The 11,677-nt window shown below is 47.9% G+C and carries 10 protein-coding genes and 1 pseudogene; 2 read left to right on the forward strand and 9 right to left on the reverse strand.

Annotated elements, in window-relative coordinates:
* Positions 1-145: pseudogene (locus tag J3L11_RS17830) on the reverse strand (IS630 family transposase); the annotation flags it as partial.
* Between the two features lie 299 nt (positions 146-444).
* Here J3L11_RS17830 and J3L11_RS17835 point away from each other — a divergent pair.
* Complete coding sequence (locus J3L11_RS17835) at positions 445-1,440, forward strand: LysR family transcriptional regulator (protein WP_207571845.1); 996 nt, start codon at positions 445-447, stop codon at positions 1,438-1,440.
* A gap of 261 nt (positions 1,441-1,701) precedes the next feature.
* A complete protein-coding gene (locus J3L11_RS17840; RefSeq protein WP_207571846.1) occupies positions 1,702-3,990 on the forward strand; it encodes an OmcA/MtrC family decaheme c-type cytochrome in 2,289 nt (762 codons plus the stop codon).
* 370 nt (positions 3,991-4,360) lie between these two features.
* Here the strand turns inward: J3L11_RS17840 and J3L11_RS17845 are convergent, their stop codons facing one another.
* The 8 genes from J3L11_RS17845 to J3L11_RS19575 form a co-directional block, all read right to left on the reverse strand.
* Positions 4,361-5,038, reverse strand: coding sequence for a DUF2982 domain-containing protein (locus J3L11_RS17845; RefSeq protein ID WP_207571847.1), 678 nt, complete (start codon positions 5,036-5,038; stop codon positions 4,361-4,363).
* A gap of 19 nt (positions 5,039-5,057) precedes the next feature.
* Complete coding sequence (locus J3L11_RS17850; protein ID WP_347566525.1) at positions 5,058-5,726, reverse strand: YdcF family protein; 669 nt, start codon at positions 5,724-5,726, stop codon at positions 5,058-5,060.
* 206 nt (positions 5,727-5,932) lie between these two features.
* Positions 5,933-6,832, reverse strand: a complete 900-nt coding sequence (gene mak / locus J3L11_RS17855) for a fructokinase (RefSeq protein ID WP_207571849.1) — start codon at positions 6,830-6,832, stop codon at positions 5,933-5,935.
* A 262-nt stretch (positions 6,833-7,094) separates the two neighbouring features.
* Positions 7,095-7,838, reverse strand: coding sequence for a phosphatase (locus tag J3L11_RS17860; protein WP_207571850.1), 744 nt, complete (start codon positions 7,836-7,838; stop codon positions 7,095-7,097).
* A 206-nt stretch (positions 7,839-8,044) separates the two neighbouring features.
* Positions 8,045-9,052 (reverse strand): NAD-dependent epimerase, encoded by a 1,008-nt coding sequence (locus J3L11_RS17865; RefSeq protein ID WP_207571851.1) that lies wholly within the window; start codon positions 9,050-9,052, stop codon positions 8,045-8,047.
* A gap of 71 nt (positions 9,053-9,123) precedes the next feature.
* Complete coding sequence (locus J3L11_RS17870; RefSeq protein WP_133038630.1) at positions 9,124-10,287, reverse strand: nucleotide sugar dehydrogenase; 1,164 nt, start codon at positions 10,285-10,287, stop codon at positions 9,124-9,126.
* Between the two features lie 58 nt (positions 10,288-10,345).
* On the reverse strand, positions 10,346-11,350 hold the full coding sequence (locus J3L11_RS17875) for a DHH family phosphoesterase (protein ID WP_242695327.1): 1,005 nt from the start codon (positions 11,348-11,350) through the stop codon (positions 10,346-10,348).
* Positions 11,298-11,582 (reverse strand): adenylyl-sulfate kinase, encoded by a 285-nt coding sequence (locus tag J3L11_RS19575; protein ID WP_207571852.1) that lies wholly within the window; start codon positions 11,580-11,582, stop codon positions 11,298-11,300. The genes J3L11_RS17875 and J3L11_RS19575 overlap by 53 nt, the downstream gene beginning before the upstream one ends.
* Positions 11,583-11,677 lie beyond the last annotated feature (95 nt).

The raw sequence follows: 11,677 nt of genomic DNA on the forward strand, positions 1-11,677 counted from the left end.
TGTGCTGAACTTGGGTAACCGGCAGCCCTTGATGCAACATCAACATCGCAATAAGACGCCTGGCAAAGTGCTTATCGTTGGTTTTTTGAATCAATTTTTGCATGCGCTTGCGCTCAGCGCGGCATAGCGGTGCTAAGATGGCCATTCTCAGTCCTCGGCGAGTGGTGGGTTTGTTTGGCGATAGATCTGATCGCTCAAACAGGACTGAGTTCCCTTCCTGTGATCTACTATTTGGAACAGTTATTTAGAAAGGCAGCTTTAGTCTTTGGTCGTATTGCACTGCCAAGCTTTTGACATAGATCACAATTTTATTACATGGATTGCTGAATTAGGGATATGAATGCGGGTTATCACAGTTATTTTGACAACTTATGTTTAGACTTATGTGATATTTCGTAAGTTAATTAACTTTAACTGCATTTCAGCTTTCGAGTAGATATATCTATGGCAAGCCGACTTTTAAAGCAATTGTGTGAGTTGGATATTTTCACACTAATGGTATTCAAAACCATTTACGAAACAGGACATGCAAATATCACGGCAAGGGAATTGTCAGTTTCAGCCCCCAAAATCAGCCGTTGCCTCAGTTCGCTCAGATTGGCATTTGATGATGAGTTGTTTTACCGTCGCCAACAAAAACTGAAGGCAACGCCACTTGCCGAAAATTTGTATCGGCCTGTCTGTGATTTTATACAGTCTGTCTATCAGCTTGAGTTACAGGCCAGCAGTAGCCGTGACTGCCGCACTGACGGTTCTCTGCAGATTGCCGTAGGCTATGGTCTATTAAGCGCGTTGTCCAAAGTGTTTGGTCAAAAAGAGATGACGGATAAGCTTGGAAAGGTGCGTCTGTATAAATGGCAGAATGACTCTGCCGATCTGATCCATAGCGGCGAATTGGATCTGGGGATCAGCCTAGAAATACCTGACAACCAAGAGTTGCAACTGACAACTGTTGGTGAATGTCGAGAAATAGGTATGGTTTGCCGTAAAGACCATCCAATATGGCAACATTCTTCCAATATTACCTTGGAAGAAATTGCGCGCTATCCTTATGTTTACATGACCATTAAAAATTTTAATGAGAAGATCGAGCCATTAGAACTCTACTGCCAGCAGGAAAATTTGCCCCCGTTGGAGATGGATTCGGTCGAAGATATTGAAGAATGGCATGCACATTTATTGACTATGAATAGCATAGGTTTGGTTCCCGCCACTGAACTCTGCCAAACCGATAGAGTTAGCGAATTGAAGTGCTGCCTGCTATCCACGAGTGAAGTAGAAAAACTTAAACGCACGTTAGCACTCCCATGCTATCAACTCATTGAAAGATCAGATGATTATCGGCGATACAGCACTGAACAACGGCAACTAATTACCGATGTTGTTACGAGATTACTCAGTTTCAGAGTTCTCCCCGAAGAGCGACAATTCGGCACCTAAACTAACGCGTTTTTACAAGGTCAGCACTCAAGGTAAATTTGGTGACTGGCCTTTGATTTACATCATATTTTTTGTCAATTTAAAAAATGCATTTCACGATAAACTAAAATTGAAATTTCGAATTTCAATTTTAGAAATTTCTCTATCAAATTCTTAACCCATGATTCACAATTCGCGCATGTACTAACTTAATACCCCCTAATATGTAGGTATATTTACGCTACTGCAAATGCAGTACACATAATTTGAACAAGGGACGCAATGATGAAAAATCATAATAAGTCATTACTCGCGTTAGTCCTGTTAGGTATGCTCGGGCTTTCAGCCTGTGGCAGCGACGGGAAAGACGGCGCAAATGGTGCACCAGGTACTCCGGGGGCCCCAGGGACTCCAGGTACTGACGGTCAAAATGGGACAGACGCTGGTTCGGTTGTTTCTACCGTCTATAAAGCTGGTGATGTGACAATTTCAATTGACCCTGCCGGTAGTACCATCGCTGGCAATGGTGTTTTTGCATTGAAATTTACTGCCACAGCCAAGAACCAAGCTGGTCAAGTTAAACCTTTGACAGGTATCAGTGAAATCCGTTTGATGTCAGCTACAGCAGTAACCAATGCGACCCATGATGGTCCAGCTGTGTATTGGCAAAACAATGGCGTTGCGGCAGGCAACGGCACGTCAATGTACTGTACCTTAACGGGTACTCGTGGCAGCTCAAACGCTTGTACTATTACTGAAGATCCTGCAACACCGGGCTCATATACCGGTACTTGGGCTCATGATGGTGCCGCACCGATCATGAACGCTACAGATGATCTGAATGCGCCGCATCGTATTGGCGTACGCATCACTAATTTGACTGATGCTGACGGCAACAAACTGCCTGACTATGTATGGTCTAACATGACCTATGTTCCAGCGACGGGAGAGGTTGGTGTTGCCAGCGGCAAAGATACTGTTGCCAACCAAGCATGTATGAATTGCCATGGTGAAAATCCAGCGACAGGAGGTATTGCTGCGCCCATTGGACATAGAAACCAGAATGTTGAAAACTGTGTGCTATGCCATACCCCAGCTTTACAACCTAACGCCGATGATGCTGCTAAAGGTTATGTATTTGACCTGCCAGCCATGATCCATCGTATCCATGGCGGTGAACATCTGGCTAAGTTGTCTACATACGGCTTCAAGCAGACTGCTGAATGGGCAGAAATTCCTTACCCTGCACCACTAGATCAATGTACTGTTTGTCACAGTACTGAAGAAGGCAAGACTTCTTGGGAAACCCCTAATCGTGCAGCTTGTAGCGGTTGTCACTCTAATATTGACTGGGCTACCGGTGAAGGTCATTCTGAATTCAACTTGGCTCAAGCTGATGACAGCCAGTGTGCAGCATGTCACTCTACTGGAGCGTTGGCACCTATCAATGCTCACAAAGTAGGTAAACGTGCGGAAGTTGCTGGATTACTGACTGTTGATTTCACCAGCGCCACCAAAGCCGCGTCTACCACTCCAGGGAATCAGGATGTGACTATCAAAGCAAACGTGACCTTCAATGGTGCACCGCTTGCTGATGTCACTGCGTTGAATGTCCTCAACAAAGTTTCAACATTGATGGGGAACGTTAACAACAAAGGTGAAGTCACTCGTTGGGGAACTCGTCCCAATCTGAACGCAGGTACTGCAGCTGCTGGAGTACTGACTCTGACTGCAACTGTCACTGATGCTCAGGCTACCGGTACAATCTACGTTGGTACTGAAGCCAACTTCTGTGTTAGTTCAGATGAGAAGATTGTGGCATGTACTGAAAGTGATTTGATGTTTAATAGTGATGATCCTGTAGGTGCAACATCGACTGTTAAGTTCTTTGATTTGGATGGCAATACAGCTGTCACCGCACGTTTCGCCGACCCAGTTCGTATCACAGTGTCAGAAGCAAAATGTAACGCTTGCCATACCTCTCTGGACTATATCAAAGGCAATCGTCATGGAGTGTATAAATTTGACCAATGTATGGATTGCCATAATAACAATTATGCCGGTTCATACCATCCAGACACTCAGATCCTCACTTTAGGTAAAAATGCAGAAGGTAATATCGAAGTTCAAAGCGCTGCTGCGGGCTCTGCAACTTTCCATAACCGTGATTTAGTGACTGTTGCCCACCGTTTCCACAGTGGTAACATGAACTCTAACACCACCGAAGTTGCCGGGGTATTCCTTGATAACACAGGTGAATTACATGGCTACCCCGCACCATCTAGTGACTGTTCTGTATGTCATAAAGATGGAGCAAAACTGTTTGCTGAAGATGGTGGTTTGACTTCAGGTAAGCGTTCTATCGCCGTTACCGGTGGTTACATCAGCCCTGTGGCTGAATCATGCCGCAGCTGTCACACCAGTGGTGCAGCCTTAGCCCACTTCAAGTCTAACGGTGCAACCACTGACGATGCCCCAGACTCCACCGCTGACCTGCCAATTGAGTCTTGCTCAACCTGTCATGCTCAAGGTAAGTCTTACGGTATCGACAAGTTCCATATCATGAAGTAATGAATACGCCGGGGCTCCCTGCAAGGCCCCGGATTATTCAATAAAGGGATCCATTGGGTCCCTTTTTTTATGCTGATGCTATCAGTGCAAAACATACCATGTTATGTAAGTGCGGAGATGTACATCAGTCTTCAACTCCACGCTTCCATGCCTTTCTTCAAATTGTCTTCATTACACTGGAGGTGTATTGCTAAAGTTAATATATTTCTATCTATTGCCAGTCGAAATAAGCGTGATCACTTGGCACTCTGCCATCTTTCAATCTCTGCTCGAAGCCATAAAATCTAAATTAAATCAAAGCATTATAGACAATCCACGTGCGACTAGCGTATTGATGGAAGGAATGAGGAAGGAAATAGCGTTAAGTGATTTAATCAAGATCCCGTAACTGCTGTTGTCTATATTCCCTGAGTTGTCGCAATAATTGCTCAGGAGCCAGCGGCAGAAACTCGACCGGAATATATAAGTGAAACCCCAGATATTTATCCAGCATTAAACAGCGGCGGCCAAACATCGCTAGCAATCCACGGTAGCGATCGCCATTCACCACTAACGGTTCAAACTCCGCTGACAAGTAATGCTCTAGGCTCTGCAATTCGTCATCATTGGCCACCGCCGTTATCATTAAAGAACGCTGTTCCGCCAGTAATCCTGTTGCCAATCGTGGCGAGATGCCGTCAAGCACCGGATTAATGACTTTGAGCTTGATACCGAGATAAGGCAATGTCAGCCAATCAATGCCACGTTGAACCCGCAGCAAATCTAGGCGTTGAATATTCTGCCACTCAACCTGCAACTGACCTCTTCGGTGGAAAAACACCAGCCCTTGAGCATCGAGCCGCAATACCACTTCCGGTTCAACCTGTTTGGCAACGCCCAAAACTAAGGCTATCGCCCCACCGAAGAAGCACATGAAGGCAATAACAAAAAGCTCACGCCATCCCACAAACAGGCAAAGCCCCACCAACAGCAAAACACTGCCAGTAAGGGTCAGCGTGAGTGCATTGCGTTTGCTTAAGGTACGGATCTCAACCGGGTCATTGTTCATGGTAAGGAGAGATTGAGCACTAAACGCCCAACATAATACGGATGCTCAACCAAGTCATGCCCAAATATTCATGGATTGCTTTGGCTGAACCATCCAGATTGTCAGTGCTTAAGCGCCACCAATGGTCACGCCTAGCAAGAAAATCTGTCGGGGCGGCAACAGGTTCCATACCCGCCATTTTAAAAATCTTCATGGCCCGCGGCATATGGGCAGCAGAAGTGACTAATACTAACTGGCGCCCGCCAACGGCATCATCGCCCATATCGGTTGCTGACGCACCAAATGCCTGACGCAAGGCTAACGCTTCTTCCACAGTATCGCGGGCATCAGACAACGCTAAGATCCGCTCAGGATTTGCCCCCATGGCCACAGCGGCATCACGCATTTGCTCAGCATGAGGCGTGCTATTCAAACCGCCAGTCCAGCCACTCACCACTAACAGACAATCATTGCTGGCCGCTTTTTTCACTTGTGCCAGCCCTTCTGTTAATCTCGCCAATGCGGTGGCCGACAGTTTATGACGCGCCTCCCCCGCTAACGCATCATCGTGTCCCGATCCCAACACCAATACCACGCTGGCATGCTTTGGGGCTGCAGTTCTCACCGAATATTGGTGTTCCAGAGGCCATAACAACCAGTAACTGCCAAAACTGCTGCTAAGGAACAGCAACCAGGCTATGGAACACACGATTAGTCCTTTCGCCAGTCTGGGGCGTCGGCGCCAAAGCCATAAGGCCAGCAGCAATAAGAGCAAAGTCATTGGGATTGGCATAAAAAGCTGAGAAAGCATTTTTTTTATTAGAAACATGAGTTGTCGTGTTATCGGCTGTAATCGTTAGAGAGAGCACTGTACTGAACCGCCATGTTGGGTGCCAGTGAACTTATGTTAATCGGCTATAATGGCCACAGCCAAGCCGCACCGCGTACGCCAGAAGAACTGCCATGCAGATTTTTTACCACGGGCGTTTCACACTCCTTGCCCACGACATATTGCGTTAGCATCAGCGGCAACCGTTCATAAATGGCATCTACATTCGACATACCACCGCCTAACACAATGACATCAGGATCCAAGATATTGATCATCGATGCCAGCGAGCGCGCCAGTCGGTCCAGAAAACGCTCAAATGCTGCGGTAGCCGACTCATCGCCCTCAGCCACCAGCTGCATAATGTCATTGCCTGAAACGACTTTACGTTCAGCGCTTAGATTGTAATCCCGCACAAAACCCGTGCCTGAAATATAGCATTCGGTGCAGTCATAATTGCCGCAAAAACACTTTGCTGAGCGGAACTCTTCAGGACGCATCCAAGGCAACGGGATATGGCCCCATTCACCCGCAATGCCGTTGCCACCCGCATGGACTTTACCATCAACCGCAATACCACCACCGACACCGGTGCCAAGGATAACGCCAAAGACCAGACGTTTTCCGGCACCAGCACCATCCACCGCCTCTGAAACGGCAAAGCAGTTCGCGTCATTAGCAACGCGGACTTGTCGATTAAGGCGTTGCCCGAGGTCTTTATCTAGCGGATGTCCATGCAACCACACCGAGTTGCCGTTTTTAACCTCACCAGTGAAAGGAGAAACTACACCTGGGATACCCACGCCGACAGTTCCTTGCTGACCAAGGATATTTTCAGCCGTAGAGACCAGACTACAGATTGCATCGAGGGTGCCGGAATAATTTCTAGGGGTGGCTAAACGTTGCCGATAAAGCTCACGCCCCGAGTCATCCAGGGCCACGAGTTCTATCTTCGTGCCCCCCAAGTCAATGCCAAATCTGATCATGCTTTCTCCTGAGCTTACAATGCTGTTGCTAATAACCACACAAATAATCCAAGTGATTACTTGCAAAACGGTGACCGATTGGGTCACTACTGTTGCCTAACAACCAGCAAACGCTGGCGGCATGCGACAATACTTGATCTCGAACGACATGCCAACTGCCCACAGCAACCAAATCACTAGGGACTCGCATACGCCAACACCTCAGCGCATTCAACAGGCTACAAAGTCAAAGTGCAGCCGCAGCAACCACTAACGCTTAAATCTAAGCAAAGTATTCCAGCAGATCAACGACGGTGCGGTGACCACGTTCATGCAGAAAATCCAACAGCTTATTAGGGGTGTAATTCAGCAGTCGTTCCTGCGGATAGCCCGCGGCATCAATCAGTTTCAGCGCCTCATCGAATTGCCCTAAGGTAAATGCAACGTGTGAATCAGACCCCATGACCAACGGTGCATCATACTGCTTGGCTAACTTTGCAATCGACAAACAGGTCGGTTCACTGCCTTTGCGCGAAGATACAAACGACGAGTTATTGATCTCCAACGCCACATTATGTTCGGCGGCAGCTCTAACAATCAGCTCTTGCTCAATAGGATAACGAGGATTACCAGGGTGGGTGATAATGTCGACATGACCACTTTGGATACAGGCAAGCAGGGCTTCAGTATGGTTCGCCACATCTGACGGGGGGAATACGGGTTCATGAAAACCCGCCTGCACCAGATCGAGCTCAGCCAGATAATCGCCGTAATAATCAATATCGCCCTGTTCGTTGCAGATATTGGCCTCAATACCGCGCAAAATGGCAACATCATCGACTATACGCGGCAACACCCGCAAATTGACAAAATGCCAGAAATGCGGCGCATCCGCCATTGCAGGTCCATGATCAGTTAACGCAAACAGCCGTATACCACGCTGCTTGGCAACATTCAGGTAATCGTGCACGGTACTGTAGGCGTGAGTAGAAGCGATGGTGTGAGTGTGGGTATCAACCGCAAACATGGCAGTCCCTAGGAAATAACGTGATTAGCTCTGGCATCACTTTACCGAAAGCGGTCAAGCAACGCCAGTCACACTAGAAGAGCGTGGCGGCAGATTTATGCGAAAAAACACTGCGCCGTAGCGGATGCCGAATAAGCACCAATGTGATAAAAATCCTATGCCAACAACAGCTAACAGGGCTATGCCGCTAGCTGTTGTTGTCAGTTTTAACGCTGGTAGTATTCTTGGTACCACTTGGCAAACGCGTTAACCCCCGCCTTGATACCAACACTGGGTTTGTAACCTACCGCCTGGAATAGGTCTTCAGTATCGGCCCACGTGGCCTGCACGTCCCCATCCTGCATTGGCAGCATAATTTTTTCGGCCTTTTTACCCAGCGCCTGTTCCAGCTCAGAGATAAAATCCAGCAAACGCACCGGACTACCGTTACCAATATTGTAGATCCGGTATGGCGCGCTGCTAGTAGCCGGACTGCCCTGCTCCACCGTCCACGCCGGATTGGGTTGAGGGATTTTGTCAGCACACAACAACACCCCAGTCACGATATCATCAATGTAGGTAAAATCCCGGCTCATATCACCGTGGTTAAATACCTTGATCGGTTGATCAGCACTGATAGCATTGGCAAACAACATAGGCGCCATATCGGGTCGACCCCACGGCCCATAGACGGTGAAAAAGCGCAGCCCGGTAGTGGGCAAGCCATAAAGATGGGCATAACTATGAGCCATCATCTCATTGGCCTTTTTGGTCGCAGCATAAAAAGACACCGGATGATCCACTGAATCACTGGTGGCAAACGGCATCTTTTTGTTAAGCCCGTAGGTTGAGCTAGACGAAGCATACACCAGATGTTCAACGTGATGGTGACGGCAGCCTTCCAACACACATAAGGTCCCAACTAGGTTACTGTCGGCATAGGCAAATGGATTACTGATAGAATAACGCACACCAGCTTGGGCGCCGAGATGGATCACTCGCTGAAACTGCTCTGCGGCAAATAGAGACGCCATGCCATCACGGTCAGCCAGATCTTGCTTCAAAAACCGAAAACCCGCATACGCCGCCAGATTATTAAGCCGGGATTGCTTCAGGCTGACATCATAGTAGTCATTCAGGTTGTCGATACCGACAACTTGGTGTCCTGCTTCACACAGTTTTTCTGCTACCCGAGCCCCAATAAAACCCGCAGCCCCCGTCACCAAATATTTCATGCCTAAACCTCGTTAAAAAGGCAAGTTCCCACATTTAGCGGGCTACTTGCCGCCGCAAATCTTCGTTATTTTTAGTCCTGACCGAACAGATCGCGAGTGTAAACTTTATCCGCCACATCGCGTAATTCATCCATCATGCGGTTAGAAATAATCACATCAGACATGGCTTTGAATTCATGCAGATCGCGAATAACGCGGGAATTAAAGAACTGTTCTTCTTTCAACACTGGCTCGTAGACCACCACTTCAATACCCTTGGCCTTGATCCGTTTCATCACCCCCTGCACCGCCGAGGCCCGGAAATTATCGGAGCCACTCTTCATGATCAGCCGATATACACCAACAATTTTGGGTTTGCGGCTGATAATCGAATCCGCCATATAGTCTTTGCGGGTACGGTTAGAGTCTACAATCGCGGCAATTAGATTGTTTGGCACATCGTTGTAATTTGCCAGTAACTGTTTAGTATCTTTCGGCAAGCAATAGCCACCATAACCAAAAGACGGGTTGTTGTAATGACTACCAATACGCGGATCTAGACAGACACCATCAATGATCTGTCGGGTATCGAGCCCGCGGGAGTCGGCATAAGTATCCAGCTCATTAAAGAAAGCAACGCGCATTGCCAAGAAGGTGTTGGCAAACAATTTGATTGCTTCAGCTTCGGTACTGTCGGTAAACAATACCGGAATATCAGGCTTCAACGCACAGTCTGCCAGCAGGCGGGCAAACGTTTCTGCACGTTGTGAGCGTTCACCCACAATAATACGGGATGGATAAAGATTGTCATACAACGCCTTACCTTCTCTCAGGAACTCAGGCGAGAAGATTACGTTGTCAGTTCCATAGGTTGCTTTAATTTCCTGAGTGTAGCCCACTGGTACAGTAGACTTAATCACAATACAGACGTCCTTATTTGCCGCCAGAACATCTTTGATTACTGATTCCACAGAGCCAGTATTGAAGTAATTAGTTTTAGGGTCGTAATCGGTAGGTGTGGCAATAATGATAAAGTCAGCATCTTTATAGGCGGATTTATCCAGCGTAGCTGTAAGATTAAGATGCTTTTCCGCCAGATACTCTTCAATCATCGGGTCCGCAATTGGAGACTTACGCGCATTGACTAAATCCACTTTATCTTGGATCACATCGATAGCAACCACTTGATGTTTCTGCGCTAACAAAACCGCATTAGACAGGCCCACATACCCTGTACCTACCACAACAATCTTCATAACCTTTAAGTTCCCTATGCTCTAATTTCCGATTCCAGAGTCAAGGGCCACAACTATACTAGCAGTGAGCATAATACGCTATGACGGATTCCCGGAACTGCGCCAATTGTTGCGCTGGTAAGGTATTGATCCCCCCCGCTGCTGCTCGGCCGCCGCCAGAGGCAAACTGCTGGCAGATTTCTCCTGCTCCTTGTTGATTATTGATAGGAGCCCGCAATGAAATCATCACTGTGTTATCAGGATTATTGGTGACGATTGCTATCGCCTTATTGGGGTTGCTATTGGCAAGTTTGTTGCCAAGCACACCACTTACCCGTCTAGCCCAAGGGGCATCCGGCAGTTGGTATAACAACAGGTAATCGTCAGCGTATTCGGCACTTAACTTGTCAAGCTGCAGCATATCTGCCGCGTAAGCCGCTTGTAACACATAAAAGGGAGAGGCGAGATCTTCCCGAACGGCCCAAGGTGAGGGATAAGCCAGCAACTGGCGATACAGCTGCGCCGGGGCAATGTGTAACTCATCAACACAATGACCATAAGCGTTATAGTTGATTAATGTGCCGATTTCGCGCAGGAAAGCGACATCGGTGTCACTCAGCGCTAATTCCGCCGCTAATCGCTGCGCCGCGACCAACAGGTTATCGCCAAAGGCGGCGGCAATGGCCCAGAGTCGGCGCTGCCCATCAAGCAGTTTATCAACAATCAGTGCCGTGCAGGTATCTGCGCTGAGATCGATATGGGGGGTCAGTAATGGTGATTGCGGTATATCGCCAGCACGGTGGTGGTCAATGTAGTTAACAGTAACCTCCCGTTGCAGCAAATGTTGCAGTGGCAAAAGATTTTGCGCTAGGGAGATATCCAACACCTGCACTGTGTCGCCAGCATTCGCCGGCACGCGTTGCAACAACGAAATATCGCGCTTTACACCGGTCACTAACACGGATTCTCTTGGGTCAAGCTGACGCAACTGCAGCAGCGACAAAATACCATCAGCATCACCGTTAAACACGTCATAATGCATCGCAAAATCCTGAGACTGTTTGGCGCAAATAGTTGCCATCATTAAGATATTGCAAAATGGCTGACACACAACTGTCAATATCCATTTCAGCGGTTTTTAGATGGATTTCAGCCGCGATGGGTGCCTCATAAGTTGAGTCGATACCAGTGAAGTGCTTAATCGCTCCAGTACGTGCCTTCAAGTAGAGTCCTTTAGGATCCCGCTGCTCACACACCGCCAAGGGTGTATCAACAAAAATCTCATTGACATCCTCCTCGCCGTAAACGACGAGGATTCCTACTGCGGTTAAGCGTAAACGCCTGACTCGCTTCGGTGGGTTCCTGCTGCTGGTGGCATTATTGCACCACTCACTTCACAGGCTAATCGGGC

This window comes from Shewanella sp. 4t3-1-2LB, from assembly GCF_017368415.1.
GTDB classification, from domain to species: domain Bacteria; phylum Pseudomonadota; class Gammaproteobacteria; order Enterobacterales; family Shewanellaceae; genus Shewanella; species Shewanella fodinae.